The organism is Streptomyces hamibioticus, from assembly GCF_047946815.1.
GTDB lineage: Bacteria > Actinomycetota > Actinomycetes > Streptomycetales > Streptomycetaceae > Streptomyces.
Genome location: NZ_JBKKQY010000001.1, coordinates 5,162,651 through 5,189,358 on the forward strand (window position 1 = coordinate 5,162,651; position 26,708 = coordinate 5,189,358).

Below are 26,708 nucleotides of genomic sequence, written 5' to 3' on the forward strand. Positions count from 1 at the left end.
TGCCTTTGGTCTGGGTACATTCCTCGCCGTCAGGGCAGCCACCGCGTCCTCGAGGAGTCGAGACCCGTGTCGGAAAACAAAGATCCCCAGGTAGCTGAGCACGGCGAAAGCGTTGAGGGCGTGAAGTTCGTTTACGACTTCACCGAGGGCAACAAGGACCTCAAGGACCTGCTCGGCGGCAAGGGTGCCAACCTCGCCGAGATGACCAACCTGGGCCTCCCCGTCCCGCCCGGCTTCACCATCACCACGGAGGCCTGCAAGGTCTACCTGGAGAGCGGCGAGGAGCCGGCGGCACTGCGTGACGAGGTGAGTGCGCACCTCGCCGCCCTCGAAGAGAAGATGGGCAAGAAGCTCGGCCAGGCCGACAACCCCCTCCTCGTGTCGGTCCGCTCCGGGGCCAAGTTCTCCATGCCGGGCATGATGGACACCGTCCTCAACATCGGTCTCTCCGACAAGTCGGTGCAGGGCCTGGCCAAGCAGGCCGGCGACGACCGCTTCGCGTGGGACTCCTACCGCCGCCTCATCCAGATGTTCGGCAAGACCGTCCTCGGCGTCGACGGCGACCTCTTCGAGGACGCGCTGGAGGCGGCGAAGGCGGCCAAGAAGGTCGCGGTCGACACCGAGCTGGAGGCGGCCGACCTCAAGAAGCTGGTCACCAAGTTCAAGAAGATCGTCAAGACCGAGGCCGGCCGGGACTTCCCGCAGGACCCGCGCGAGCAGATGGACCTCGCCATCAAGGCGGTCTTCGACTCCTGGAACGGCGAGCGCGCCAAGCTCTACCGCCGCCAGGAGCGCATCCCGCACGACCTGGGCACGGCGGTCAACGTCTGCTCCATGGTCTTCGGCAACCTCGGCCCCGACTCCGGCACGGGCGTCGCCTTCACCCGCGACCCCGCCTCCGGCCACCAGGGCGTCTACGGCGACTACCTCCAGAACGCGCAGGGCGAGGACGTGGTCGCGGGCATCCGCAACACCGTGCCGCTCGCGGACCTGGAGTCGATCGACAAGAAGTCGTACGACCAGCTGATGCAGATCATGGAGACGCTGGAGAACCACTACAAGGATCTCTGCGACATCGAGTTCACCATCGAGCGCGGCCAGCTGTGGATGCTCCAGACCCGCGTCGGCAAGCGCACCGCGGGCGCCGCCTTCCGCATCGCCACCCAGCTGGTGGACCAGGGCCTGATCGACGAGGCCGAGGCGCTCACCCGCGTCAACGGCGCCCAGCTCGCCCAGCTGATGTTCCCGCGCTTCGACGAGAGCGCGAAGGTCGAGACGGTCGGCCGGGGCATCGCGGCCTCGCCGGGCGCGGCGGTCGGCAAGGCGGTCTTCGACTCGTACACCGCCGTGAAGTGGTCCCGCTCGGGCGAGAAGGTCATCCTGATCCGCCGCGAGACCAACCCCGACGACCTGGACGGCATGATCGCCGCCGAGGGCATCCTGACCTCGCGCGGCGGCAAGACCTCCCACGCGGCCGTGGTCGCCCGCGGCATGGGCAAGACCTGTGTCTGCGGCGCCGAGGAGCTGGAGGTCGACACCAAGCGCCGGCGCATGACCGTCCCCGGCGGCCATGTGGTCGAGGAGGGCGACGTCGTCTCCATCGACGGCTCGACCGGAAAGGTCTACCTGGGCGAGGTGCCGGTCGTGCCCTCCCCGGTCGTCGAGTACTTCGAGGGCCGGATGCACGCGGGCGCCGAGGACGCCGACGAGCTGGTCGAGGCGGTCCACCGCATCATGGCGTTCGCGGACCGCAAGCGCCGGCTGCGCGTGCGCGCCAACGCCGACAACGCCGAGGACGCGCTGCGCGCCCGCCGCTTCGGCGCGCAGGGCATCGGCCTGTGCCGCACGGAGCACATGTTCCTCGGTGACCGCCGCGAACTGGTCGAGCGGCTGATCCTGGCCGACACGGAGACCGAGCGGGAGGAGTCCCTGAAGGAGCTGCTCCCGCTCCAGAAGCAGGACTTCGTGCAGCTGTTTGAGTCGATGGACGGCCTGCCGGTCACCGTCCGCCTCCTCGACCCGCCGCTGCACGAGTTCCTGCCCGACATCACCGAGCTGTCGGTCCGGGTGGCCCTCGCCGAGTCCCGTCAGGAGCCGCACGAGAACGAACTGCGCCTGCTCCAGGCGGTGCACCGGCTGCATGAGCAGAACCCGATGCTGGGTCTGCGCGGCGTACGCCTCGGCCTGGTCATCCCCGGCCTGTTCACGATGCAGGTCCGGGCCATCGCGGAGGCCGCGGCCGAGCGCAAGGCGGCCAAGGGCGACCCGCGCGCCGAGATCATGATCCCGCTGGTCGGCACGGTCCAGGAGCTGGAGATCGTCCGCGAGGAGGCCGACAAGGTCATCGCGGAGGTCGAGGAGGCCTCCGGGGCGCAGCTCAAGCTCTCCATCGGCACGATGATCGAGCTGCCGCGGGCCGCGCTGACCGCCGGGCAGATCGCGGAGGCGGCGGAGTTCTTCTCCTTCGGCACCAACGACCTGACCCAGACGGTCTGGGGCTTCAGCCGGGACGACGTGGAGGCCTCGTTCTTCACGGCGTACCTGGAGAAGGGCATCTTCGGCGTCAGCCCGTTCGAGACGATCGACAAGGACGGTGTCGGCTCCCTGGTCGCCGCCGCCGCGAAGGCGGGGCGGCAGACCCGCCCCGACCTGAAGCTCGGCGTCTGCGGCGAGCACGGCGGCGACCCCGAGTCCGTCCACTTCTTCCACGAGGTGGGTCTGGACTACGTCTCCTGCTCCCCGTTCCGCATCCCGGTCGCCCGCCTGGAGGCGGGCCGTGCGGCGGTCACGTCGCAGGGCAGCGACCACCGCTGAGCCCCTCGCGGGGCGACTGAGCCCCGGAGCCGTCGTCTGTCACCCGACCACCCTCACCGATCGGCGACGGCTCCGGACCACGGAGAGAGGGCGGCACCCCGTGCGGGGGGTGCCGCCCTTTCGCATGTCCGGCCCGTCCGGCGTGGATGTCCGGCGCGGGCTACGACCGGAACGGACCCCGTACCTCGTACGTGATGCCGCCCGACGAGCTGCCGCTCGTGCCGCGCTGGCTGGAGAAGTACAGGCGGGTGCCGTCGGGGGAGAAGGCCGGGCCCGTGATCTCCGAGCCGGACTGGCCGTCGATGCGCAGGAAGGGGGCGATCACGTCGTTCGGCGTGATCACGCAGATCTCCATGTTGCCGCCGTCCTCCGCCACGAACAGGTCGCCGGACGCGGAGCCGGTGACGTTGTCCACGCCGGTCAGCGGGGCGGTGCCCGCGGTCACCAGGGAGTCGTCGTAGGCCAGTTCGATGGTCTGGGCGGCGGCGTTGTACTGCCAGACGCGGTTGTCGCCCTTGGTGGTGAACCAGCAGGTGTCGTCGGCGTAGTAGCAGCCCTCGCCGCCGTTGAAGCGCTTGGCGCCCGAGACCTGGCGGCGGGTGGCGGTCGCACCGGAGGGGTCCGGGACCCGGGACCAGGTCACCGGGCCGCTGGTGCCCGAGCCGGCCACCAGCACCTCCAGCGTGCCGGAGGACAGGTCGCCCCAGGTCGTCGGGCGGAACCGGTAAAAGCAGCCGTCGGAGACGTCCTCGGTCATGTAGACGACCCTGCGGACCGGGTCGGCGGCCGCCGCCTCGTGCTTGAAGCGGCCCATGGCGTCCCGGCGGACCGCCGCCTTCACGCCCCACGGGTCGGTCTCGTAGACGTAGCCGCGGTCCACCTCCTCGCAGGACAGCCAGGTGTTCCACGGGGTCTTGCCGCCCGCGCAGTTCTGCCGGGTGCCGGAGAGGACGCGGTACGCCGACGTGATCGCGCCGGTCGACGAGAACTTCACCGCGCTCGCGCCGCCCGACGGGTTGATCTCCGAGTTGGACACGTAGATCCAGCCCGGCCCGTCGGCGTAGCAGGCGCCGCCGTCGGGGGCGTTGTGCCAGGTGTACGACGTGCCCGGGACCTTCTGGCCGGAACGGGCGACGACCCGGCTGGTGAAGCCCGCGGGGAGCCGGATGCCGTTGGCGTCGGGGGAGCCCAACGGGCCGTACGGGCCCGTGCCGGGCTGGGCGGGGGCGGCGTATGCGGCGCCGCGCCACAGGGTGCCGCCCAGCGCGGCCGACGAGCCGCCGAGGGCGACCGCCCGCAGGAGGGTACGACGTTCCACTCTCACTCCCAGAGTGCCGTGACCGCCCCGCCGCCGGGTGACGGCGGGGTCGCGCGATCAGGGACCCTAGGGAAGCGTGATGGACAGGGCATGGACATGCCGTAACGGGGTGCCGTACAGCTGTCGGACGCGCCCGCGACGGAATATGAGGTGGCGTCAGCTGGTGCCGCGCCGCCTGCGGGCCGCCACCAGCAGGCCGCCGCCGGCCAGCAGCACGGCCGCGCCGCCCGCCGCGAGGTACGGGGTGGTGCCGTCGCCGCCGGTCGCCGCCAGGTCGGTGTCCTTCTGTCCCGAGGTGCCGGACTGCCCGGGGGTGCCGGACTCGCCGCCCGCTCCGGTGCCGGTGTCCCGCCCGCTGCCGGAGTCGTCCTTGTCGTCCGCCGGGACGAAGCCGGCCGGCGGCTTGTCGCAGCCGGTGCCGTCGCCGTCGCGGTCGAGATGCTTGCCGTAGTGCTCGTCGCCCGCGGGGATGTCCCGGTACCCGTTGTCGTACGCCTCGGTGCAGTTCTCGAACGGGTGGTTGCCGTCGTGGGCCTGGGCGGCGGTGGCGGGCAGGGCGGCCAGGGCCAGGGCGGTGACGGCCACGGCGACGGGCTTGCGCAGCAGGTGCACGGAGATCCCCCCGGATCGGTTCGGTGTGCGTGCGGAACGTGAGGTGACGAACGTATTGAGGGGCTGCCGATGCGGCGGCGATATGAACGACCCGTGATGTTAACGTGACGTGACCGGAAGGTAGCTGTCCGCTTCTGGGGTAGGCGGTGCAGTGAGATGGCGGTCGGGAAGGAGCCGGCGATGGCCGGATGGAGCGTACGGGACATCCCCGACCAGGACGGGCGCGTCGCCGTCGTCACCGGGGCCAACAGCGGACTCGGATACGTGACCGCACGGGAACTCGCGCGCAAGGGGGCGCGGGTCGTGCTCGCCTGCCGGAGCGAGGCGCGCGGGCGTGCGGCGCTGGCGCGGCTCCTCGCGGAAGTGCCGGACGCCCGCGCCGAGACCCGGCGGCTGGACCTCGGGGACCTCGGGTCGGTAAGGGAGTTCGCGGGCGGCCTGCCGTACGGCCACCTCGACCTGCTCGTCAACAACGCCGGGGTGATGGCCCTGCCGTACGGGACCACGGCGGACGGCTTCGAGACCCAGTTCGGCACCAACCACCTCGGGCACTTCGCCCTCACCGGACTGCTCATGCCGGCCCTCTTCGCGGCCCCCGCCGCCCGCGTCGTGACCGTCTCCAGCCCGCTGCACGCGCTGGCCAACGTCGATCTGCGCGACCCCCACGCCACCCGCCGGTACGGCCGTTGGGCCGCCTACGGCCGGTCCAAGTCCGCCAACCTGCTCTTCACCCACGAACTGGCGCGCCGCCTGGCGCGGCACGCCCCGGACGTCGTGGCGGCCGCCGCCCACCCCGGCTACGCGGCGACCAACCTCCAGACCGCCGGGCCGAGCGCGGAGGGGCGCCGGACCGCCGAGCGGGCCATGCGGGCCGCCAACCGGATGTTCGCCCAGTCCGCGGAGGCGGGGGCCCTGCCCCTGCTGTACGCCGCGACCGCGCCCGGGGTGCGTCCGGACTCCTTCACCGGCCCGTCCTTCCTGATGTGGCGCGGGGCGCCCGCACCGTCCTGGCGGGCGCCCTGGACCCTCGACGACACCATGGGGGAGCGGCTGTGGGCCGCCTCCGAACGGATGACCGGGGTGACGTACGAGACGCTGACGGCCTAGGTGTGCTGTCCGGAGAGGTTGGTGACGCGGCGTCGTCGCCCGGCAGGTGCCACTTTCGCAACAGGCCCTGGCGGCCGGACCGCCCGCTCGCCGGCTGTCCACCACCAGGTCGGTGCCGCCGGCGGCGCCGATGCGGATGCCGCGCGTCAGGCCGCCTTCGCCTCGTACGCCGTCACGCGTACCGACTCGTCGTCCAGGCACTGCCCGGTCGCCAGGTCGAAGCGCTGCTTGAGCAGCGGCGAGGCGACGAACGGACGGCCCTGGTGGGTGCCCGTCAGGCCGCGGGAGAGGACCGCCGCTCCGGTGAACGGGTCGCGGTTGTCGATGGCGTACAGCCCGCCCGCCCGGTCGCGGAACAGGGCCGCCTGCCGGCCGTCCGGCAGCAGCACCGCCACGCCGCGGCCCGGCAGCAGCGCGCTCAGGTCGCAGGCCGTGAACCAGCCGTCGGTCAGCTGGATCCGGACCTTCAGATCGGTCGTCTCGGGTGCCAGGGTCATCGCTGGGCGCTTCCTTCCAGGACGTCTTCCGTGACGGACGGCCGCATACCGATGTTCAGCAGCGGCAGGTCGGGCTTCATCTGGTCGCGCTCGGGCACGAAGGCGACCACCGGGTCGGGGGTGTCGGGCGCGTTCACGAAGGACACGAACCGGGCCAGCTTCTCGGGGTCGTTGACCGTCTCGGCCCACTCGTCGCGGTAGTGGGCGACGTGCGCGGCCATCAGCGCCTCCAGCTCGTCGCAGATGCCGAGCGAGTCGTGGACGACCACGTCGCGGACGTGGTCCAGGCCGCCCGGGATCCGCTCCAGCCAGGTGGAGGTGCGCTCCAGCCGGTCGGCGGTGCGGATGTAGAACATCAGGAACCGGTCGATCAGACGGACCAGTTCGGCGTCGGACAGGTCCTGCGCGAGCAGGTCCGCGTGGCGCGGGGTCGCGCCGCCGTTGCCGCCGACGTACAGGTTCCAGCCGTTGGACGTGGCGATCACGCCGAAGTCCTTCGACTGGGCCTCCGCACACTCCCGGGCGCAGCCCGACACCGCCGACTTCAGCTTGTGCGGGGAGCGCAGCCCCCGGTAGCGCAGCTCCAGGTCGATCGCCATGCGCACGGAGTCCTGGACGCCGTAGCGGCACCAGGTCTGCCCGACGCAGGACTTCACCGTGCGCAGCGACTTGCCGTAGGCGTGCCCGGACTCGAAGCCCGCGTCGACCAGCCGGGCCCAGATCAGCGGCAGCTGCTCGACGCGCGCGCCGAACATGTCGATGCGCTGGCCGCCGGTGATCTTCGTGTAGAGCCCGAAGTCCCGGGCGATCTCGCCGATCACGATGAGCTTCTCCGGGGCGATCTCACCGCCCGGGATGCGGGGCACGACCGAGTACGAGCCGTTCTTCTGGAGGTTGGCCAGGAAGTGGTCGTTGGTGTCCTGCAGCGCCGCCTGCTCGCCGTCCAGGACGTAGCCGCTCGCGCCGATGGCCGGGGCCAGGGAGGCGATGATCGAGCCGACCGCCGGCTTGCACACCTCGCAGCCGTCGCCGCCCCGCGCGCTCTCCCGCCCGTGCCGGTCCAGCAGCTCCTGGTAGGAGCCGATGCGCAGGGCGAGGACGATCTCGTACAGCTCCTCGCGGGTCTGGGCGAAGCAGCCGCACAGGCCCTTGTCGACCTCGACGCCGCTCGCCTCCAGCTCGGCGGTGACCAGCTGGCCGAGCACCTTCACGCAACTGCCGCAGCCCGTGCCGGCCTTGGTGCACTTCTTCACCTCGGGCACGGTGGCGCACCGGTGCTCGGTGACCGCGCCCCGGATCGTGCCCTTGGTGACGTTGTGGCAGGAGCAGATCACCGCGTCGTCCGGCAGCGCGGCCGGGCCGAGCTGGGCCGGGGCCCCGGCGCCGGCGGGCAGGACCAGCGCCTCGGGCGCGACCGGCGGGACCGAGCCGGTCAGCGCGCGCAGCGTGCCGTAGGCCTCCGCGTCGCCGACCAGGATGCCGCCGAGCAGCGTGCCGTCGCGGCCGACGACCAGCTTCTTGTACAGGCCCGCGCGGGAGTCGGAGTAGACGACGTCCAGGCAGTCCCCGGCGGTGCCGTGCGCGTCGCCGAAGGACGCCACGTCCACACCGAGCAGCTTGAGCTTGGTGGACAGGTCGGCGCCGGTGAACCTCAACTGCTCGGTCTCGTCGGCGGCGATCGCCGCGGCGGCCGTCTCCGCCTGCTCGTAGCCCGGCGCCACCAGCCCGTACACCCGCCCGTCGGCGGCCAGCGCGCACTCGCCGATCGCGAACACGTGCGGGTCGGTGACCGTGCGGCACTGCTCGTCGACCGTGATGCCGCCGCGCTCGCCGACCGCCAGGCCGCAGTCCCGGGCCAGCTGGTCGCGGGGACGGACACCGGCGCTGAACACCACCATGTCGGCGGCCAGTTCGGAGCCGTCGGACAGCTTCATGCCGGTGACCGCGCCGTCCGCGCCGGTCACGATCTCCTGTGTGCCGGTGCCGGTGTGGACGGTCAGGCCCATGCCCTCGATGGTGCGCAGCAGGGCGGCGCCGCCGCCGTCGTCGACCTGGACGGGCATCAGGCGCGGCGCGAACTCCACGATGTGGGTGGCCAGCCCCAGGCCCTTCAGGGCACCGGCCGCCTCCAGGCCGAGCAGACCGCCGCCGACCACCGCGCCGGTCTTCGCCCGGGACCGCGCGTACTCCTCGATGGCGAGCAGGTCCTCGATGGTGCGGTAGACGAAGCAGCCCTCGGCGTCCTTGTTCGGGACCGGCGGGACGAACGGGTAGGAGCCGGTGGCCAGCACCAGGACGTCGTAGCCGACGACCAGACCGGACCGGGCGGTGACCTTCCGGGCCTCCCGGTCGACGGTCTCGGCGGGGTCCCCGACGTGCAGCTCGATGCCGTGCTCGGCGATGAAGGCCATGTCGGTCATCGACAGGTCCTCGGGCGTCTTCCCCGAGAAGTAGGAGGTGAGCTGGACGCGGTCGTAGGCGGGGCGCGGCTCCTCGCACAGCACGACCACGCGGTGCGTGGCGGTCAGGCCGCGCTCGGCGAGCGCTTCGAGGAAGCGCTGGCCGACCATGCCGTGGCCGACGAGCACGATGGTGGGGGTGCCCCCCAGGGTGGCGGTCATCAGGAGCCTCCGTCATTGGTGAGCAGGTGGAGCAGGGGGCCGCCGCCGGACGGGAGCGGCTCTGCTCCCTCCCAGGCGCGCGCGAGCGCGCCCACGGTGCCGAGTTCGCCGACGAGCACCCCGCCGACCAGGCGGTCGTCGCGGACGACGACCTTGCGGTAGGTGCCGCGGGTGGCGTCGGCGAGCTGCACGACGTCGTCGCCGGGGCGGGGGTCGGTCTCGCCGAACGCGGCGAGGTCGAGGGGGCTGTCGGGCCCGGTGAGCGTCAGCCGGGTCAGCGAGCGGGTGCCGGTGTAGCGGGCGCCGGGGTCGCCGGCCAGCGACGCGGCGAGCGCGTTCGCCTGTTCCAGCGCGGGCGCGGCGAGCCCGTACACCGTGCCCGCGTGCTGGGCGCAGTCCCCGACGGCGCGGATGTGCGGGTCGGAGGTGCGCAGCTCGTCGTCGACGAGCACGCCCTTGTGCACGGCGATGCCCGCCTCCCGGGCCAGGCCGGCCCGCGGACGCACACCGCAGGCCAGCACCACCAGGTCGGCGTCGAGGGCGTATCCGTCGGCCAGCTCCACCGAGCGCACCGCGCCCGCGACGCAGCGCACGTCCCGGACGCGGCACTCGGTGTGCACCTCGACGCCGAGGCCGGTCAGGTGCCGGTGGACCAGTCCGGAGGCGGCGGGGTCGAGCTGGCGCTCCATCAGCCGCTCGGCCTGCTGGGCCAGCACGACCTGCGCACCGCGCACGGCCAGCGCACGGGCCGCGGAGACGCCGAGCAGTCCGCCGCCGACGACCACCGCGCGCGCCCCCGGCCGTACCGCCTTCGACAGGCCCAGGCAGTCGTCCATGGTGCGGAAGGCGTGCACGCCCTCGGGCAGCTGGTGGCCGGGGGTGAACAGGCCGCGCAGCGGCGGCAGTACGGGGTTGGAGCCGGTGGCCAGGACGAGGGTGTCGTAGGCGATCGCGGAGCCGTCGGCGCACCGGACGGTCCGCCCGGCCCGGTCGATGCCGGTGACCCGGCCGCGCAGCAGCCCGGCGGGCGCCGGCAGCGCGATCACCTCGGGGCTGTACCGTCCGGCCAGCACCTCGGCGAGCAGCACCCGGTTGTACGGGCGGTGCTCCTCGTCGCCGACGACCAGCGCGGGGGTGCCGAGCTCGCCGAGCCGCCGGGCGAGCGTCACGCCCGCGAGGCCGGCGCCAATCACCACCACACGCGTATTCGAGGTCATGGCATCGAGCGTGCGGTGCCGGTGTTACCCGGTGGGATCACGTCTGTTTCCCGCGGGGAACGCTGCCCTCAGCGGGGGAGCGGGCCGGGTGTGAGGGCCGGCCCGGACGCCGCGCCGAACCTCAAGAGACCCTCATCTCGATGGACGCCCCATCCATCTCCTCCATAGGCTCGCGATCATGCCCGACATATCGCTGACCGCGCTCGTCCTGCTGTGCCTCGCGGCGCTGGCCGCCGGCTGGATCGACGCCGTGGTCGGCGGCGGCGGACTGCTGCTCCTGCCCGCCCTGCTGCTCGGGCTGCCCGCCGGTACCCCGGCCGCGCACGCCCTCGGCACCAACAAGGCGGTGGCCATCGTCGGCACCACGGGCGCCGCGGTGACGTACGCCCGCAAGGCGCCGGTGGACGTGGGCACCGCCGTACGCATCGGGCTGGCGGCGCTGGCCGGGTCCTCGGGCGGGGCCTTCTTCGCCGCCGGGATGAGCACGGAGGTCCTCAAGCCCGTGATCATGGTGGTGCTGCTCGCCGTCGCCGCCTTCGTGATCCTGCGCCCGTCCTTCGGCACCGCCCCCGCCGCCGGCCCGGGCTCGCGGCGGCAGAAACTCGCCGCGATCGGCCTGGCCGGGATCGGCATCGGCTTCTACGACGGTCTGATCGGGCCCGGCACCGGCACCTTCCTGGTGCTGGCGCTCACCGCCCTGCTCCACCTCGACCTGGTGACCGCCTCCGCCACCGCGAAGATCGTCAACTGCTGCACCAACGCGGGGGCCCTCGCCATGTTCGCCTGGCAGGGTGCGGTGCTGTGGCAACTGGCCGTCCTGATGGCCGTCTTCAACCTGGCGGGCGGCACCCTGGGCGCGCACACCGCCCTGAAGCGCGGCAGCCGCTTCGTCCGCATCGTGCTGCTGACGGTGGTGTTCGCGCTGGTGGCGAACCTGGCGTACGAGCAGTGGCTGGCCTAGGGCCCGTCGGCTCTGGGCCGGCGGGCTCACCCCGCCTGGCGCAGGTCGAGCAGGTCGATCAGGCCGGTGCCGTCCTCGTCGCCGTGGCCGTCGGCGAGCCTGCGCGCCATCAGGTCGAAGTACGGGGTGAGCAGCTCCGCGCTCACCCTCTGCTCCTCGGCGGTGCGCAGCAGCGTGGCGTTGCCCGCGACCTGCATCGCGAGGTTGGAGACGACGCCCAGGGTGTAGTCGCCGCTCTCCAACTGCTCGGCGGTCAGGTGGACGGCCGGGGCCATCGAGGTGAGCCAGGACCCGAGCAGCGGCGCCAGCTCCTTCGGCGCGACGTCCTCGTGGCGGAAGAGCGCGAAGGCGTGTGACACGCCCGCGAACATGCCGCTCATCGCGCTGAGCAGCGCCACGTCGTACAGCGCGGCGAAGCCGGGGTCGGCGCCCACGTAACGGACGCCGGACGGCACGGCGAGGGTGTCCCGGTGCTCCTCGAAGAGTTCGGACGAGCCGCTGTACAGGATGTACGCCCCGGACTCCGGCTCCCCGATCATCGGCGGTACGGCCATGATCCCGGCGTCCAGGAAACGGGCGCCGCGCTCCGTCGCCCAGGCGGCCCGGGCCCGGCCGTCGGCCGGGGTGCCGGTGGTGAGGTTCACCAGGTCCCGCCCGGCCAGGTCGGTTCCCTCCAGTGCCTCGCCCACCGAGGCGTCGTCGAGCAGGCAGACGATCACGAGACGGCTCGCGGCCACCGCCGCCCCCGCGGTCGGGGCCACCGTCGCGCCCTCGGCGGCCAGGGTCTCGGCACGGGCGGGGGTGCGGTTCCAGACGGTCACGGGGTGTCCGGCGGCGAGCCAGGCCCGGGCGAGGGCGGCGCCCATGGCGCCGGTGCCGAGGAGGGTGAGCGAAGGGGCGGTACGGGGAGCGGATGCGTGGTCGGTCATGGAGATCAGCCTCGGCCGCGGGAACATTCCGCTCAAGTACGCACTTGAGAGTGGGTGGTTACCTCGACGGAAGCGTGCAGGCAGGCACAGGAGGCGGGAGTCGGGCGATGAGGGCGCTACGGCGGCCGGGAGCGTACGTCTGCGGGATCGACGCGGCGATGGACGTGATCGGCGGGAAGTGGAAGGTGGTGATCCTGTGGGCGCTGGGCGAGCGGCCCCGCCGCTTCGGCGAGCTGCGCCGGGAGCTGCCCGGGGTGACGGAGAAGGTGCTGACCGCGCAGCTGCGCGAGCTGGAGGCGGACGGCATCGTGCACCGCGAGAGCTACGACGAGGTGCCGCCGCGCGTGGAGTACTCGCTGACCGCGCGCGGCGTCGCCCTCAACACGGCCCTGGAGCCGCTGGGCGCCTGGGGGAAGGCGAACGTCCTGACCGAGGAAGCGGGCATTCCCGGGAGCGCGCCGGAGGGCGCCACCATGGGCGTGGCCGAGGGCGCCACCGCGGGCGCGTCCGGGGGTGCCACCGTGGGTGCTTCCGCGCGGCGTGCCGCGAGTGCGACCGCGGGGGCTGCCGCGAGCGTGCCCCGGGGTGCCGGTGTGGGTGGCTCCGCGGGGGTTGCCGCGGGCGGAGCCGAGGGTGTCACCGTGGGCGCTTCCGCGGGGGGCACCGCGAGCGCCCCTCGGGCTCCCGTGAGCGTCTCCGCCGGCGCGGTCCCGGGGTGATCGCGGTGCTCCCGTGAGTGCCAACGCGGGTGCTCCCGCTGGGGCGATCGGGGATGTGGCCGCGGATGTTCCCCTGGGCGTCGGCGAGGCTGCTCCTGTCAGTGCGATCCCGGGTGTCACCGCAGGTGCTACCGCAGGCGTCACCGCAGCTCCTCCGCCGGTGCGGTCCTGGGGGGACCTCGGTGCTCCCGTGGGTGCCAATGCGGGTGCTCCCGCTGGGGCGATCGGGGATGTGGCCGCGGATGTTCCCCTGGGCGTCGGCGAGGCTGCTCCTGTCGGTGCGATCCCGGGTGTCACCGCAGGTGCTACCGCAGGCGTCACCGCAGCTCCTCCGCCGGTGCGGTCCTGGGGGGACCTCGGTGCTCCCGTGGGTGCCAATGCGGGTGCTCTTGCTGGGGCGATCGGGGATGTGGCCGCGGATGTTTCCCTGGGCGTCGGTGCGGCTGCTCCTGTCGGTGCGATCCGGGGTGTCACGGCAGGTGCTGCCGCAGGCGTCACGCCGCTCCCCGGCCGGTGCGGTCCCGGGGTGTCACCGCGGCCGACCCCGTGGGCGTCAGCGCAGGTGCGCCCGCAGGACCCCGCAGGCGGTACCGCCCCGGGCCCGGCGGGACCCCGCAGGCGGTACCGCCCCGGCCCCGGCGGCGGCCCGCGGGGCGCTCAGCGGCTGCCGGTCAGGTGGGCGAAGACGACGACGTTGCCCTGGTAGCCGGTCGTGCGGGAGTAGCCGCCGCCGCAGGTGATGACCCGCAGCTCCGGCCGCTTCGCCGCCCCGTACACCTTCTCGTCGGGGAACTCCCGCGCCTGGTACGCCTCGACCGCGTGCACGGTGAACACCGCCACGGAGCCGTCCCGCCGGTCCACCTCGATCGCGCCGCCCTTCTTCAGCGCGCCGAGCCGGTAGAAGACGGCGGGGCCCTCGGCGTTGTCGACGTGCCCGGCGACGATCGCGGTGCCCCGCTCACCGGGGGTGGTGCCGGCCTCGTACCAGCCGGCCAGGTTCTCGTCCTCGGCGGGCGGCACCTCCAGGCTGCCGGTCCCGGTCAGGCCCAGGCCGGTCAGCGGCGCGTCCACGCCGATCGCCGGGATGCGGATGCGGTCCGGCGGGGAAGGGGCCAGCGGCGGTGCGGCGGGCGCCTGCCGGGCCTGCCCGGTGCGGGCCTCGGCGGCGGAGGGCTGCGGCGGCGGCCCGGTCTCGGCGCCGCTGCGCAGCAGCCACGCCCCGGAGCAGAGGGCGACCACGGTGACGGCCGCTATGGCGGTGTTGCCGACCCTGCACATGACGACCCCTCTCCGATCGGGCTCCCCGGCCCCCTCCGGGCCGCGAGGGGCGTCGGACCCGGAGGGGGTGGGGAAGTGCGGTACCGGCGGACGGACAGCGGAGGGTGTCCGTCAGATCCCGTCGCCTCTCGCCCGGCGATGCAGGAGCCAGGTACCGCCCGCGGCGGCGACGGCGAGAGCCGCCACGCCGGCCGCGGTCTGCACGGGATCGGGGCCCAGAGCGCCGCCGACCCCCGTCTTCACGCTTCCTCTGGGTGCCACCTGCCCGCGCACGGACGTCAGTGTGACCACCAGGTCGCCCGTCACCTTCCGGCCGCCCTCGGCACAGGTGGCCACGATCTCGTACGTCCCCGGCTGCGCGCTCGGCGGCACCCTGAACTGCCCGATCGCCTCGCCCTCGTGAGCGCTGGGCGTCATCGTGAAGGCACCGGCGCCCACCGCGCTGGCGTCGCCCGCCGCCGTACCGGCGTCGCCGCACGCCGTGCTCGTCACCGTGGCCCGGTCGCCGGGGACGACCGAGGACGGGAAGACGTCCAGGCCGTCGGCCACCGCGTCGGCGCCGTACGCGGGCGCGGCGACGAGACCCGCGGCGGCGACGGCGAGTGCGGTACCGGTCAGCAGGCGGGCGGTACGTCGCATCGATGCTCCTTGCGCTCTTCGGTGGCCCTGCCCTACCGAGGAAAGACGCACCGCACCCGGCCCGCTTCCTGAGAGCGCGTCAGAAATGAGGTGAACGGGTGGTGCCGGTGTTTCCGGGCCCCCGCGTGGCACGCCGTTTCGGCAGGTCACCGACGTGCGGCGGACGCCCGGCGGAAAAGCCCCCGATGGACGCACGGTGCGGGTGTGAACGGGTGACCACGGGACGCGGGGGCTTTCCGGAGGACACCGCTTGACCTCGACCAAGGTTGAGATATCAGGCTGTCCGCATGAACACCGAGACCATGCCTCTCCAGGTGACCCTTGTCGTCGGCAGCAACCGCCACGGCCGCTTCGGCCCCGTCGTCGCCGACTGGCTGCTGGACCGCATCCACGCCCACCCGGACCTCGTCCCCCAGGTCGTGGACGTGGCCGACACGGACCTGCCCATGTCCCTCGCCCCGAGCCCCGAGGCGTCCGCGGCGCTGGCAAACGTCACCCCGAAGCTGGCCGCCGCCGACGCGTTCGTCGTACTGACCCCCGAGTACAACCACTCGTATCCGGCGGGCCTGAAGAATCTCATCGACTGGCACTTCGCCGAGTGGCGGGCCAAGCCCGTCGGGATCGTCTCCTACGGCGGACTGGCCGGCGGGCTGCGCGCGACCGAGCACCTGCGCCAGGTCTTCGCCGAACTCCACGCCGTCACGGTCCGCGACACCGTCTCCTTCCACAACGCCGGCGCGGCCTTCGACGACGCGGGCCGCCTCAAGGACCCCTCCGAACCGGACGCGGCGGCCAAGACGATGCTGGACCAACTGGTCTGGTGGGGCCGGGCCTTGCGGGAGGCGAAAGACAAGCGCCCGTACGACGCCTGACCCGGCGCCGGCCGGCACCCCCGTCACCGGGGCGCCGGCCGGACCCGGGCGCGCGGCCGGCGGCGGTCAGCCCACGTTCACCGCGCTCCACGCCGCCGCCACCGCGTCTCGCTCCGCGCTGCCGGCGCCGTACAGGTCCTCCGCCGCCTTCAGGGTCGCCGTCCGGGCGCCCGCGTAGTCGGTGGAGGAGGTCATGTAGACGGTCAGGGCCCGGTACCAGATCGCGCCCAGCTTCTCCTTGCCGATCCCGGTCACCGTGGAGCCGTCGCAGGTGGGGGAGGAGTGCCGCACGCCGCCCACCGTCTTCGGGCCGCTGCCCTCGGCCAGCAGGTAGGCGAAGTGGTTCCCGACGCCGGAGGAGTGGTGCACGTCGAGGTCGCCCACCGAGGTGCTCCAGCAGTCCGCCGAACTGCCGTCCCGGCTCGGCTCGTCCATGCGGCGCAGGGCCTCCCGGCCGAAGCCGGAGCGGACCACCTTCTCGCCGATCAGCCAGTCACCGGGATCGGCGGGGTTGCCGGCGTAGAACTCCACCAGGGTGCCGAAGATGTCGGACGTGGCCTCGTTCAGACCGCCGGACTCGCCCGAGTACGTCAGCGCCGCCGTCTTCGACGTCACGCCGTGCGACATCTCGTGCCCGGCGACGTCCAGCGAAACCAGCGGGCCGAAGGCCGTCCCGTCGCCGTCGCCGTACGTCATGCAGAAGCAGGTGTCGTCCCAGAAGGCGTTGTTGTACCGGGTGCCGTAGTGCACCCGGCTGTACGAGCCCTTGCCGTCGCCCGCGATGCCGCTGCGCCCGTGCATGTTCTCGTAGTAGTCCCAGGTGACGTCCGTGCCGTACTGCGCGTCCACCGCGGCCGACGCGCGGTCGGACTCGGTGCCGGTGCCCCAGTGGTTGTCGGCGTCGGTGAACGCCGTCGAGGGCGCCCGGCTCAGACAGACCGTCAGGACGCACAGGTCGTTCCGGTTCGCCGCGTCGCCGGTGTAGGTGTTCCCGCGCGTCGGGTCCTTCAGTTCGTAGCCCGACCCGGACGGCGTCGTCGTCAGCGGCACCGTCCCGCTGTACAGCGACTTCCCGTCGCCGGAGGCGGTCTGCAGACCGTCCCAGGCGTCGATCCGGGCACCCGTGTTCGCGTCGGTCAGCACGGTGCGCGCCACCGGGTTGCCGGCGGAGTCCAGTGCCACCGCGTCCGTGCGCCAGGCCAGCCGGGGCGCGCCGTGCAGGGCGTCGACGACCAGCTCCGGCTTGGCGGTCAGCCGCTTCAGCAGCTCGCCCGGGTGCGCGGCGCGCAGCAGGCCGGCGGCCAGGTCGGCGGCCTTCGGCGCCGCCAGGGCGGGGGTGACCGTCGGGAGCGAGAGCGACCGCTTCGTCGCGCGGTCCGCGCCGCGGAAGGTGCCGTCGGGGGCCAGGTGGACCACGAAGTCGCCGCCCAGGACGGGCAGCCCGCGGTAGGTGCGGTCGTAGCGGACGTGCTGGGTGCCGTCCGCGTCGACCACCACGTCACGGACCTTCGTCCGTTGAGGGCCCGTCAGGCCCAGGCTCGCGGCGTGCTGCGCGAGGACCGCCGCCGCGTTCTCGACGGCTTCGGCGCGGGCCGGACCGTCGGCCGCCTGTGCGGTGGGGGAGAGGGCGGCGACCAGCAGGGTCGCGGTGGTGACGGCGAGGCCGGCCGTGGCGGGACGGGAACCTCGTACGTGCCGTATTCGGCTCATCGCTCTCCTTGGGGAGGCGCCTGCGGGCGCGTATGGGGGGAGTCGCCTCGATTCAAGGTGGCCCCGACCTGCCATGTCCATGGCGGCCGCGTGGAGATCATGAGGGGAGAGAATGGCGTCCGTGGAAGCTGTGCGACTGCCGTTCTTCGTCTACGGCACCCTCCGCCCGGGCGGCCCCAACCACGCCCTCTTCCTGCGCGGCCGGACCCGCGCCGAGGAGCCGGCCACCCTCTTCGGCGCCGTGCTGTACGAGGGCCCCGGCTACCCGTACGCCGTGGAGGAACCGGGCGGCCGGGTCGCCGGGGACCTGGTGACCGCGGAGCCGGAGGCGTACGCCGAACTGCTGCTCGCGCTCGACCGGCTGGAGGAGTACGCGCCGGGCGACCCGCGCAACCTCTACGAGCGGGTGGCGAGGGACGTCGTCCGGGGCACCGACGGCACGCGCGTGCGCGCCTGGGTGTACGTCGCCGCGCCCGCCGTCGCCGCCCGGCTGCGGGCACGGGGTCGGCGGATCGAGGGCGGGGCCTGGTGCCCCACCGGGGACCGGAGCGCTACGGGGCCATTGCCGCCTCCGCCGCCTCCGCCGCCTCCGCCGCCGTCTCGACCGCCTCCGCCGCCTCCGCCGTCTCGACCGCCTCCAGCCGCACCGCGCACGCCTTGAACTCCGGCATCCGCGAGGCCGGGTCCAGGGCCGGGTTGGTCAGCGTGTTGGCGCGGCCCTCGCCCGGCCAGTGGAACGGCATGAACACCGTGTCCGGACGGATGCCGGTGGTGATCCTGGCCGGCGCCACGGCCCGGCCCCGGCGGGAGACGACGGCCACCGGATCGCCCTCGGCCGCGCCGAGCCGCGCCGCCAGCCGCGGATGCAGCTCCACGAACGGTCCGGGCGCGGCGGCGTTCAGCTCGTCCACGCGCCGGGTCTGGGCGCCGGACTGGTACTGCGCCACGACCCGGCCGGTGGTCAGCAGCACCGGGTACTCCTCGTCCGGCTCCTCGGCGATCGGACGGTGTGCGACCGGCACGAAGCGGGCCCGGCCGTCGTCGGTGGCGAACCGGTCGAGGAAGAGACGGGGAGTGCCGGGGTGGGCGCCCGCGGGTGTCTCCTCCCGCGCCGGGTCGTCCGGCGCCACGTCCGGCGAGGCGTCCTCCGTGTCGTCCGGCGTCAGGCCAGGGGCGGTGTCCCCGGCCGGCGCCGGGCACGGCCAGAAGACGCCGTTCTCCCGGGCCAGCCGCCGGTAGGTGATGCCGGAGTAGTCCGCGGGCCCGCCCGCACTCGCCCGGCGCAGCTCCTCGAAGACCTCCTCCGGGTCGGTCGGGAAGCCCTTCTCCAGCCCCCTCCCGCCGCCGAGCCGGGCGGCCAGCTCGTGCAGCACCTCCAGGTCGCTGCGCACCCCGTCCGGCGGGGAGACCGCCCGCCGCCGCAGCAGCACGCGCCCCTCCAGGCTGGTCGTGGTCCCGGTCTCCTCCGCCCACTGGGTCACCGGCAGCACGACATCTGCCAGCGCCGCCGTCTCCGACAGCACCACGTCGCACACGGCCAGGAAGCCGAGGGACCTCAGGCGCTCCTCGACATGCGCGGCGCGCGGCGCCGACACCACCGGGTTGGAGCCCATCAGCAGCAGCGACCGGATGTCCGTGCCGAGCGCGTCGAGCAGCTCGTAGGCGCTGCGTCCCGGCCCGGGCAGCGAGTCCGGGTCCACGCCCCACACCCCGGCCACGTGCCGCCGCGCCGCCGGGTCGGTGAGCTTGCGGTAGCCGGGCAACTGGTCGGCCTTCTGGCCGTGTTCCCGCCCGCCCTGCCCGTTGCCCTGCCCGGTCAGGCAGCCGTACCCCGACAGCGGCCGTCCGGCCCGCCCGGTCGCCAGGCACAGGTTGATCCACGCGCCCACCGTGTCGGTGCCCTTGGACTGCTGCTCGGGCCCGCGCGCGGTCAGCACCATGGCCGCCTCCGGCGCGCAGAACATCCGTACCGCCTCCCGCAGCTGCGGAACGGACACTCCCGTGATCCGCTCCACCAACTCGGGCCAGTGCGCCATGGCCGCCGCCCGCGCCTCCTCCCAGCCGGCCGTGCGCTCCTCGACGTAGGCCTCGTCCACCCGGCCTTCGGCGACGATCAGGTGCAGCATCCCCAGCGCGAGCGCCAGATCGGTGCCCGGACGGGGCGCCAGGTGCAGATCGGCCTGCTCGGCCGTCTTCGTACGGCGCGGGTCGACGACGATCAGCGTGCCGCCGTTCTCCTTCAGCTCGTTGAAGAACCGCAGCGACGGCGGCATGGTCTCCGCGAGATTGGAACCGACCAGGATCACGCACCCCGTCCGCGGGACGTCCTCCAGCGGGAACGGCAGCCCCCGGTCGAGCCCGAACGCCTTGGTCCCGGCCGCCGCGGCCGACGACATGCAGAACCGCCCGTTGTAGTCGATCTGCGAGGTGCCCAGCACCACCCGGGCGAACTTGCCCAGCGCGTACGCCTTCTCGTTGGTCAGCCCGCCCCCGCCGAACACGCCGACCGCGTCCGGCCCGTGCTCGGCCCGCACCCGCGTGAGGTTCGCGGCGATCCGGTCCAGCGCCTCCGCCCAGCTCGCCGGCGCCAGCGTGCCGTCGCCGGCCCGCACCAGCGGGGACGTCAGCCGCACCCGGGAGGACAGCACCGCCGGGGCCGTACGCCCCTTGCCGCACAGCGCGCCCCGGTTCACCGGGAAGTCCGCGCGCTCGGTCACCTCGACGGTCCCGTCGGCGGCGGGCGTCAGGTTCATGCCGCACTGCAGGGCGCAGTACGGGCAGTGCGTGGGTGTCGGCGTCACGGATTTCTGCATGTCACCCACAGTGCGTGCCGCGTGTTACGCGTCCGGGCGGCTCCTTGTTACACGGCCGGGACGGCGACCTCCCCGCCGCGGTCCGGCCGCCGTGAGGTGCCGGCGGGTCCCGGCCGGTCAGCCTCCGCCGGCCGGTCACCCCCGGCCGGTCACCCCTGGCCGGTCAGCCTCCGCCGGTCAGCGCCCGCGCCACTCCGGGCTCCTCCGGTCCGAGGAACCGCGGATCGGGCTCGAACGCCGCGTCCAGCGCCGCCTTGCCCGCCGCCAGCACCTCCCGCGCGCCCCCGTAATACCAGGTCAGGTCGTGTACGGCGGCGACCCCGACGCCGTACGAGGCCACCCCGGCCTCCTCGCACAGCGCCACCGCCCGCCGGATGTGGAAGTCCTGGCTGATCAGGACCGCCCGTTCCACCCCGAAGACCTTCTTCGCCCGGACGCAGGAGTCCCAGGTGTCGAAGCCCGCGTAGTCGCTGACGATCCGCCGGTCGGGCACCCCGTGCCGGACCAGGTAGCTCCGCATCGCGTCCGGCTCGTCGTAGTCCTTCCGGCTGTTGTCCCCGGTGACCAGCACCACCTTCACCCGGCCCGCCCGGTACAGGTCGGCCGCCGCGTCCAGCCGGTGCGCCAGGTACGGCGACGGCTCCCCGTCCCACAGCCCCGCGCCGAAGACGACGGCGACATCGGTGCGCGGCACGTCGGCGGTGGTGTGCAGCCGGCCGTCGGTCACCAGCCGCAGCCAGGCCGCCGGCAGCAGCGCCAGCACGCAGACGGCCATCACGGCCTGCACCAGCCGCCGCCGCCCCGCGCGGGTGCGCGGCAGGCGCGGTCGGCCCGGTCTCCAGCGGCGCATCGGACGGTCCCCTCCCCGGTCGGCCCCCGACACCAGGGACGCCCGGCGGGGCCGTCCGGTTCTCCTTCCCCTGCGCACCTTCCCCCTCTCCCTCCCGTTCCCCCTCCCCGGCGGAACCGCGGCCCGCTCACGCACCGCGCCGTCCCCCCGGTGAACCACCGGAAAATTCCCGTGACACCCGCGCAACGAGGAGGCAACGTCCCGCCGCCACCATCGCTGCATGACAGCGACGAGCAAGACGACCGGACCCCGCCCCGCACCGCCCGCCCTGGTCGTCGTGGCGCACGGCAGCCGCGACCCGCGCGCGCTGCGCACCGTCCGCGCCCTGCTGGACCGGGTGCGCGACCTGCGCCCCGGCCTGCCCGTGCACCTGGGGCACATCGAGCTGAACGAGCCCCTGCTCCCCGACACCCTCGCCGCGCTGGGCGACACCGAGGCGGTCCTCGTCCCGCTGCTCCTCAGCCGCGGCCACCACGTCAAACGGGACATCCCCGAGATGGCCGCGGCGGCACCGGCACGCACGCGCGTGGCCGCCCCGCTCGGCCCGCACCCGCTGCTCGTGGACGCCCTGCACGACCGCCTGACGGAGGCCGGCTGGCCCGCCGACGGCGCCCGCGACGAGAGCGCCGTCGTCCTCGCCGCCGCCGGCTCCCGCGACCCGGACTCCCGCATCGACACCACCCGCACGGCCCACCTCCTCTCCGCCCGCCTGGGCGTCCCGGTCGTCCCGGCCTACGCCTCGGCCGCGGCCCCGACGGTGCCGGAGGCGATCGCGTCCCTGGCCGCGCAGGGCCGGCCCCGAGCGGCGGTGGCCTCCTGTTTCACGGCCCCGGGCCGCTTCGCGACGGAATGCGCGACAGCGTCCCCGTGGCTCACTTCGTCGCCCCTGGGCGTCCATCCGGCCGTGGCCCGCCTGGTGTTGCGACGCTATGAAGAGGCGTGCACGGCAACGCCGGCCGGGGACGCGGGGCTGTGTGCGTCCGCGGCTCCGCCGCGCGGTGCGACCGGCCACAAACAACCCGCACTCGCCTGACAACGGACCCCGGCGGACGCGATGGCGCTTACTGTCGACCCATGGAAGGCACCGCACCCGAACACCAGGCCCCGCCCCCCGCCGGATACGACCCGGCGTCAGCCGCCCGCTGGGCCCCCGAACCGGACAAACGCCCCGGCCGCACCGCCTTCCAGCGCGACCGCGCCCGCGTCCTGCACTCCGCCGCCCTGCGCCGCCTCGCCGGCAAGACCCAGGTGGTCACCCCCGACACCACCGGCCGCGGCCCGGCCTGGGACGCCAGCCCCCGCACCCGCCTCACGCACAGCCTCGAATGCGCCCAGGTCGGCCGCGAACTGGGCGCCGCCCTCGGCTGCGACCCCGACCTGGTGGAAACCGCCTGCCTGGCACACGACCTCGGCCACCCGCCCTTCGGGCACAACGGCGAACAGGCGCTGAACGAGTTCGCCGAGGACTGCGGCGGCTTCGAGGGCAACGCCCAGTCCCTGAGACTCCTCACCCGCATCGAGCCCAAACGCTTCACCCCTCAGGGCTCCGTCGGCCTCAACCTGACCCGCGCCGCCCTGGACGCCGCCACCAAGTACCCCTGGCCGCGCGGCGCCCACCCCACCGACCCGGCCTCGGCCAAGTTCGGCGTGTACGAGGACGACCTGCCCGTCTTCACCTGGGCCCGCAAGGACGCCCCCGGCGCCCGCACCTGCTTCGAGGCCCAGGTCATGGACTGGGCCGACGACGTGGCGTACTCCGTGCACGACGTCGAGGACGGCCTGCACGCCGGTCACCTCGACCCCAACTGCCTGCTCGCCGACCCCGAACGGGAGGCGGTCTTCGAGGTCGCCGTCGGCCGCTACGTCCCCGCCGGCACCGACCCCGCCGAACTCGCCGCCGCCCTCGACCGGCTCCTCGCCCAGGAGTGGTGGCCGCACGGCTACGACGGCACGGCGATCGCCCAGGCCCGCCTGAAGGACGCCACCAGCCAGCTCATCGGCCGGTTCTGCCTGGCAGCCGAGGGCGCCACGCGCGAGGCGTACGGCCACGGACGGCTCACCCGGTACACCGCCGAGCTGGTCGTACCGCGCGAGACCCGTATGGAGTGCGCCGTCCTCAAGGCGGTCGCCGACCGGTACGTCATGCAGCGCGCCGAACAGGAGCTGCTCCGCGCCGACCAGCGGATCGTCGTCGCCGAAATCGCCGAGGCGCTCACCGCCCGCGCCCCCGACGGTCTGGACCCGCAGTTCCGCGCCCTGTTCGACCGCGCCGGCGACGACCGCGCCCGCAAACGGGTGATCGTCGACCAGATCGCGTCCCTCACCGACACCTCGGCCCGCTCGCTTCACGCACGGCTGACGGGGCACACGAGAGACTGACCTGATCGGGCCACTCCCCCTTCCCGCAACACGCTCCGTGCGGGACGCTCGCATGTGGCGGCATTCCGACGAGGAGGCAAACACGTGGTCGACGCGGATCAGACATTCGTCATCGTCGGAGGAGGCCTGGCCGGTGCCAAGGCCGCCGAGACGCTCCGCGCGGAGGGCTTCACCGGCCGGGTGATCCTCGTCTGCGACGAGCGCGACCACCCCTACGAACGCCCGCCCCTGTCCAAGGGTTACCTGCTCGGCAAGGAGGAGCGCGACAGCGTCTTCGTGCAGGAGCCCGCCTGGTACGCGCGGCACGACATCGAGCTGCACCTCGGCCAGACGGTCGTCGAGATCGACCGCGACGCCAGGACCGTCCACTACGGCGACGACGGCACCCGCGTCCGCTACGACAAGCTGCTGCTGGCCACCGGCGCGGAGCCCCGCCGCCTCGACGTCCCCGGCACCGACCTGGCCGGCGTCCACCACCTGCGCCGCCTCGCCCACGCCGAACGCCTCAAGGGCGTCCTGGCCGCCCTCGGCCGGGACAACGGCCACCTGGTGATCGCCGGCGCCGGCTGGATCGGCCTGGAGGTCGCCGCGGCGGCCCGGGAGTACGGCGCCGAGGTCACCGTCGTCGAGCCCGCGCCCACCCCGCTGCACGGCGTCCTCGGCCCCGAACTGGGCGGCGTCTTCGCCGAGCTGCACCAGGCGCACGGCGTGCGCCTGCGCTTCGGCGTGAAGCTGACCGAGATCGTCGGCCAGGACGGCGTCGTCCTCGCCGCCCGCACCGACGACGGCGAGGAGCACCCGGCGCACGCCGTGCTCGCCGCGATCGGCGCCGCACCGCGCACCTCGCTCGCCGAGGCCGCCGGCCTGGAGATCGCCGACCGCGCCCGGGGCGGCGGCATCGTCGTCGACGACCGGCTGCGCACCTCCGACCCCGACATCCACGCGGCCGGTGACGCGGCCTCCTTCCACCACGCCCTGTTCGAGACCCGGCTGCGGGTGGAGCACTGGGCCAACGCGCTCCACGGCGGCCCGGCGGCCGCCCGCGCGATGCTCGGCCAGGACGTGGTCTACGACCGCGTGCCCTACTTCTTCTCCGACCAGTACGACCTGGGCATGGAGTACTCCGGCTGGGCGCCGCCGGGCTCCTACGACCAGGTGGTGATCCGCGGGGACGCCGCCAAGCGCGAGTTCATCGCCTTCTGGGTGAAGGAGGGCCGAGTGCTGGCCGGGATGAACGTCAACGTGTGGGACGTCACGGAGCCGATCCAGCAGCTGATCCGTTCCCAGGCCCAGGTGGACGCCGAGGCACTGTCGAACCCGCACGTACCGCTCGAAAGCCTCACCTCTTAGGTGTCGGTCCGTCCCCGTAGACTTCACGCGTGGCAGGACGGATCAATGACGAGGACGTGAAGGCGGTTCGGGACGCGGTCCCGATCGACGCCGTGGTGTCCGAGTACCTCCAGCTGCGAGGCGCGGGCGGCGGCAACCTCAAGGGGCTGTGCCCGTTCCACGACGAGAAGTCACCGTCCTTCCAGGTCAGCCCCAGCAAGGGGCTGTTCCACTGCTTCGGCTGCCAGGAGGGCGGCGACACCATCACGTTCGTGATGAAGATCGACCACCTCACCTTCTCGGAGGCGGTCGAGCGGCTGGCCGGTCAGGCCGGCATCACGCTGCGCTACGAGGAGGGCGGGTACAACCCCGCCCACCAGCGCGGCGAACGCATCCGCCTGGTCGAGGCCCACAAGATCGCCGCGGAGTGGTACGCGGAACAGCTCGCGACCTCGCCCGAGGCCGAGACCGGCCGGGTCTTCCTCGCCGAGCGCGGCTTCGACCAGGCCGCGGCGCTGCACTTCGGCGTCGGCTACAGCCCGCAGGGCTGGGACCACCTCACCCGCTATCTGCGCGGCAAGGGCTTCAGCGACAAGGAGCTGATCCTCTCCGGCATCTCGCAGGAGGGCCGCCGCGGTCCCATCGACCGCTTCCGCGGCCGGCTGATGTGGCCCGTCCGCGACATCGGCGGCGACGTCGTCGGCTTCGGCGCCCGCAAGCTCTACGAGGCGGACAACGGCCCGAAGTACCTGAACACCCCCGAGACCGCCATCTACCGCAAGTCCCAGGTCCTCTACGGCATCGACCTGGCGAAGAAGGACATCGCGAAGACGAGCCGCGCGGTGGTGGTCGAGGGCTACACGGACGTGATGGCCTGCCATCTGGCCGGCGTGACCACGGCCATCGCGACCTGCGGCACCGCCTTCGGCGGCGACCACATCAAGATCCTGCGCCGCCTGCTGATGGACAACGGCAGCGCCCGCGTGATCTTCACCTTCGACGGCGACGCGGCCGGCCAGAAGGCGGCCCTGCGCGCCTTCGAGGACGACCAGAAGTTCGCCGCCGAGACCTACATCGCCATCGCCCCCGACGGCATGGACCCCTGCGACCTGCGGCTGGCCAAGGGCGACGAGGCGGTCGCCGACCTGGTCGAGCCGCGCACCCCGCTGTTCGAGTTCGCCCTGCGCCAGATCGTCGGCCGCTACGACCTGGACACCCCGGCCGGCCGCGCCGCGGCCCTGGACGAGGCGGCCCCCGTCGTCGCCCGGATCAAGAACAGCGGCGCCCAGCACGAGGTCGCCGTGCAGCTCGCGGGCATGCTCGGCATCCTCGACACCCAGTTCGTGGTCAAGCGCGTCGCCCAGCTCGCCCGCTGGGCCCGCGACCGCGGCGGCAAGGGCGCCCCCGCCCCCGACCGGCAGCGAGGCCCCCGGCAGCAGTACGCCGCCGCGCCCGCCGCCCCCGCCCCGCGCGGCCCGGCCCTCAACCTGCGCAACCCCGTCTACGCCACCGAACGCGAGCTGCTCAAGCTCGCCCTCCAGCGCCCGGAGCTGGTCTCCCCGGCCTTCGACGCGTACGGCGTCGACGAGTTCACCGCCCCGCCGTACGCGGCCGTCCGCCAGGCCATCCTGGAGGCGGGCGGCGCCGAACCGGGCGTCGCCGACCCGCAGGGCTACCTGGTCCGCGTCCGCGAGGCCGCCCCGGACGACACGGTCCGCGCCATGGTCACCGAACTGGCCGTCGAGGCGATCCTGCTGCGCCGCGAGGTCGACGAGGCCTACGCCGGCGCCCAGCTGGTCACCGTCCGGCGCCGCGCCGTCGAGCGCCGGGTCCGCGACGTCCAGAGCCGGCTGACCCGCCTGGGCAACCACGGCGACCCGGCCGAACTGGCCGCCGTGCAGAACGAACTGTGGGTCCTCCAGCAGTACGACCAGGCGTTGCGGGAGCACGGAGCCGCCGCCCTGTGAGGCGCCGGGGACGCCCCGGGTAACCAGGCGGTCACGGACCGGACGCAAAAAGTCACCGCACGCCCCTCGTGGCGGC

19 protein-coding genes and 2 pseudogenes are annotated in these 26,708 nt (G+C 73.7%); 10 read left to right on the forward strand and 11 right to left on the reverse strand.

Annotated features, from left to right (window positions below):
• Nucleotides 1–66: 66 nt before the first annotated feature.
• Nucleotides 67–2,814, forward strand: coding sequence for a pyruvate, phosphate dikinase (gene ppdK / locus ACLGIH_RS23375; RefSeq protein WP_416527223.1), 2,748 nt, complete (start codon nt 67–69; stop codon nt 2,812–2,814).
• 160 nt (nt 2,815–2,974) lie between these two features.
• Here the strand turns inward: ppdK and ACLGIH_RS23380 are convergent, their stop codons facing one another.
• Complete coding sequence (locus ACLGIH_RS23380) at nt 2,975–4,132, reverse strand: alkaline phosphatase PhoX (protein WP_416527224.1); 1,158 nt, start codon at nt 4,130–4,132, stop codon at nt 2,975–2,977.
• Nucleotides 4,133–4,288: 156 nt separating this feature from the next.
• Complete coding sequence (locus ACLGIH_RS23385; protein ID WP_416527225.1) at nt 4,289–4,744, reverse strand: excalibur calcium-binding domain-containing protein; 456 nt, start codon at nt 4,742–4,744, stop codon at nt 4,289–4,291.
• Between the two features lie 180 nt (nt 4,745–4,924).
• Here ACLGIH_RS23385 and ACLGIH_RS23390 point away from each other — a divergent pair, with 180 nt between their 5' ends.
• Entirely contained in the window at nt 4,925–5,851 is a 927-nt protein-coding gene (locus ACLGIH_RS23390) for an oxidoreductase (protein WP_416527226.1), read from the forward strand.
• A gap of 146 nt (nt 5,852–5,997) precedes the next feature.
• Here the strand turns inward: ACLGIH_RS23390 and nirD are convergent, their stop codons facing one another.
• From nirD to ACLGIH_RS23405, 3 genes are read right to left on the reverse strand one after another with little or no spacing between them, the layout of a single operon-like run.
• Nucleotides 5,998–6,348, reverse strand: a complete 351-nt coding sequence (gene nirD, locus ACLGIH_RS23395) for a nitrite reductase small subunit NirD (protein ID WP_416527227.1) — start codon at nt 6,346–6,348, stop codon at nt 5,998–6,000.
• Nucleotides 6,345–8,969 carry a nitrite reductase large subunit NirB gene (gene nirB / locus ACLGIH_RS23400; RefSeq protein ID WP_416527228.1) on the reverse strand — a complete coding sequence of 875 codons (2,625 nt, stop codon included), beginning with the start codon at nt 8,967–8,969 and terminating at the stop codon, nt 6,345–6,347. The genes nirD and nirB overlap by 4 nt, the downstream gene beginning before the upstream one ends.
• The gene (locus tag ACLGIH_RS23405; RefSeq protein ID WP_416527229.1) at nt 8,969–10,186 is read right to left on the reverse strand and encodes an NAD(P)/FAD-dependent oxidoreductase; all 1,218 of its coding nucleotides are present in this window, start codon (nt 10,184–10,186) and stop codon (nt 8,969–8,971) included. Before ACLGIH_RS23405 ends, nirB begins: the two co-directional genes overlap by 1 nt.
• A 178-nt stretch (nt 10,187–10,364) precedes the next feature.
• On the opposite strand from ACLGIH_RS23405, the gene ACLGIH_RS23410 reads away from it, so the two are divergent.
• Nucleotides 10,365–11,147, forward strand: a complete 783-nt coding sequence (locus ACLGIH_RS23410; protein ID WP_416527230.1) for a sulfite exporter TauE/SafE family protein — start codon at nt 10,365–10,367, stop codon at nt 11,145–11,147.
• Nucleotides 11,148–11,173: 26 nt separating this feature from the next.
• Here ACLGIH_RS23410 and ACLGIH_RS23415 read toward each other — a convergent pair whose 3' ends face one another.
• Entirely contained in the window at nt 11,174–12,076 is a 903-nt protein-coding gene (locus tag ACLGIH_RS23415) for an NAD(P)-dependent oxidoreductase (protein WP_416527231.1), read from the reverse strand.
• 107 nt (nt 12,077–12,183) lie between these two features.
• On the opposite strand from ACLGIH_RS23415, the pseudogene ACLGIH_RS23420 reads away from it, so the two are divergent.
• Nucleotides 12,184–12,504, forward strand: a pseudogene (locus ACLGIH_RS23420) (winged helix-turn-helix transcriptional regulator); the annotation flags it as partial.
• A gap of 948 nt (nt 12,505–13,452) precedes the next feature.
• On the opposite strand, the gene ACLGIH_RS23425 reads toward ACLGIH_RS23420, so the two are convergent.
• Nucleotides 13,453–14,073, reverse strand: coding sequence for a class F sortase (locus ACLGIH_RS23425; protein ID WP_416527232.1), 621 nt, complete (start codon nt 14,071–14,073; stop codon nt 13,453–13,455).
• A gap of 111 nt (nt 14,074–14,184) precedes the next feature.
• Entirely contained in the window at nt 14,185–14,712 is a 528-nt protein-coding gene (locus ACLGIH_RS23430) for a hypothetical protein (RefSeq protein WP_416527233.1), read from the reverse strand.
• A gap of 287 nt (nt 14,713–14,999) precedes the next feature.
• Here ACLGIH_RS23430 and ACLGIH_RS23435 point away from each other — a divergent pair, with 287 nt between their 5' ends.
• Entirely contained in the window at nt 15,000–15,584 is a 585-nt protein-coding gene (locus ACLGIH_RS23435; protein WP_416527234.1) for an NADPH-dependent FMN reductase, read from the forward strand.
• Nucleotides 15,585–15,650: 66 nt separating this feature from the next.
• On the opposite strand, the gene ACLGIH_RS23440 is transcribed toward ACLGIH_RS23435, so the two are convergent.
• Nucleotides 15,651–17,294, reverse strand: coding sequence for a M4 family metallopeptidase (locus ACLGIH_RS23440; RefSeq protein WP_416527235.1), 1,644 nt, complete (start codon nt 17,292–17,294; stop codon nt 15,651–15,653).
• A 112-nt stretch (nt 17,295–17,406) separates the two neighbouring features.
• Between ACLGIH_RS23440 and ACLGIH_RS23445 the strand changes: the two are divergent.
• Nucleotides 17,407–17,823, forward strand: a pseudogene (locus ACLGIH_RS23445) (gamma-glutamylcyclotransferase family protein); the annotation flags it as partial.
• A gap of 22 nt (nt 17,824–17,845) precedes the next feature.
• On the opposite strand, the gene ACLGIH_RS23450 reads toward ACLGIH_RS23445, so the two are convergent.
• On the reverse strand, nt 17,846–20,107 hold the full coding sequence (locus ACLGIH_RS23450; RefSeq protein WP_416527236.1) for a molybdopterin oxidoreductase family protein: 2,262 nt from the start codon (nt 20,105–20,107) through the stop codon (nt 17,846–17,848).
• Between the two features lie 163 nt (nt 20,108–20,270).
• Complete coding sequence (locus ACLGIH_RS23455; RefSeq protein ID WP_416527237.1) at nt 20,271–20,957, reverse strand: SanA/YdcF family protein; 687 nt, start codon at nt 20,955–20,957, stop codon at nt 20,271–20,273.
• A 220-nt stretch (nt 20,958–21,177) separates the two neighbouring features.
• Here ACLGIH_RS23455 and ACLGIH_RS23460 point away from each other — a divergent pair, with 220 nt between their 5' ends.
• The 4 genes from ACLGIH_RS23460 (at nt 21,178) to dnaG (ending at nt 26,632) form a co-directional block, all read left to right on the forward strand.
• On the forward strand, nt 21,178–21,990 hold the full coding sequence (locus ACLGIH_RS23460) for a sirohydrochlorin chelatase (protein ID WP_416527238.1): 813 nt from the start codon (nt 21,178–21,180) through the stop codon (nt 21,988–21,990).
• Between the two features lie 41 nt (nt 21,991–22,031).
• Nucleotides 22,032–23,336 (forward strand): deoxyguanosinetriphosphate triphosphohydrolase, encoded by a 1,305-nt coding sequence (locus tag ACLGIH_RS23465; RefSeq protein ID WP_416527239.1) that lies wholly within the window; start codon nt 22,032–22,034, stop codon nt 23,334–23,336.
• 84 nt (nt 23,337–23,420) lie between these two features.
• Nucleotides 23,421–24,686 (forward strand): NAD(P)/FAD-dependent oxidoreductase, encoded by a 1,266-nt coding sequence (locus tag ACLGIH_RS23470; protein WP_416527240.1) that lies wholly within the window; start codon nt 23,421–23,423, stop codon nt 24,684–24,686.
• A gap of 29 nt (nt 24,687–24,715) precedes the next feature.
• Nucleotides 24,716–26,632 (forward strand): DNA primase, encoded by a 1,917-nt coding sequence (dnaG, locus tag ACLGIH_RS23475; RefSeq protein ID WP_416527241.1) that lies wholly within the window; start codon nt 24,716–24,718, stop codon nt 26,630–26,632.
• The last annotated feature ends 76 nt before the right edge of the window (nt 26,633–26,708 follow it).

Coding starts and splice junctions, on each gene's coding strand:
- ACLGIH_RS23390 (WP_416527226.1), top strand. CDS start 4,925: ATGGCCGGATGGAGCGTACGGGACATCCCCGACCAGGACGGGCGCGTC.
- nirD (WP_416527227.1), bottom strand. CDS start 6,348: ATGACCCTGGCACCCGAGACGACCGATCTGAAGGTCCGGATCCAGCTG.
- nirB (WP_416527228.1), bottom strand. CDS start 8,969: ATGACCGCCACCCTGGGGGGCACCCCCACCATCGTGCTCGTCGGCCAC.
- ACLGIH_RS23405 (WP_416527229.1), bottom strand. CDS start 10,186: ATGACCTCGAATACGCGTGTGGTGGTGATTGGCGCCGGCCTCGCGGGC.
- ACLGIH_RS23410 (WP_416527230.1), top strand. CDS start 10,365: ATGCCCGACATATCGCTGACCGCGCTCGTCCTGCTGTGCCTCGCGGCG.
- ACLGIH_RS23415 (WP_416527231.1), bottom strand. CDS start 12,076: ATGACCGACCACGCATCCGCTCCCCGTACCGCCCCTTCGCTCACCCTC.
- ACLGIH_RS23425 (WP_416527232.1), bottom strand. CDS start 14,073: ATGTGCAGGGTCGGCAACACCGCCATAGCGGCCGTCACCGTGGTCGCC.
- ACLGIH_RS23430 (WP_416527233.1), bottom strand. CDS start 14,712: ATGCGACGTACCGCCCGCCTGCTGACCGGTACCGCACTCGCCGTCGCC.
- ACLGIH_RS23435 (WP_416527234.1), top strand. CDS start 15,000: ATGAACACCGAGACCATGCCTCTCCAGGTGACCCTTGTCGTCGGCAGC.
- ACLGIH_RS23440 (WP_416527235.1), bottom strand. CDS start 17,294: ATGAGCCGAATACGGCACGTACGAGGTTCCCGTCCCGCCACGGCCGGC.
- ACLGIH_RS23450 (WP_416527236.1), bottom strand. CDS start 20,107: ATGCAGAAATCCGTGACGCCGACACCCACGCACTGCCCGTACTGCGCC.
- ACLGIH_RS23455 (WP_416527237.1), bottom strand. CDS start 20,957: ATGCGCCGCTGGAGACCGGGCCGACCGCGCCTGCCGCGCACCCGCGCG.
- ACLGIH_RS23460 (WP_416527238.1), top strand. CDS start 21,178: ATGACAGCGACGAGCAAGACGACCGGACCCCGCCCCGCACCGCCCGCC.
- ACLGIH_RS23465 (WP_416527239.1), top strand. CDS start 22,032: ATGGAAGGCACCGCACCCGAACACCAGGCCCCGCCCCCCGCCGGATAC.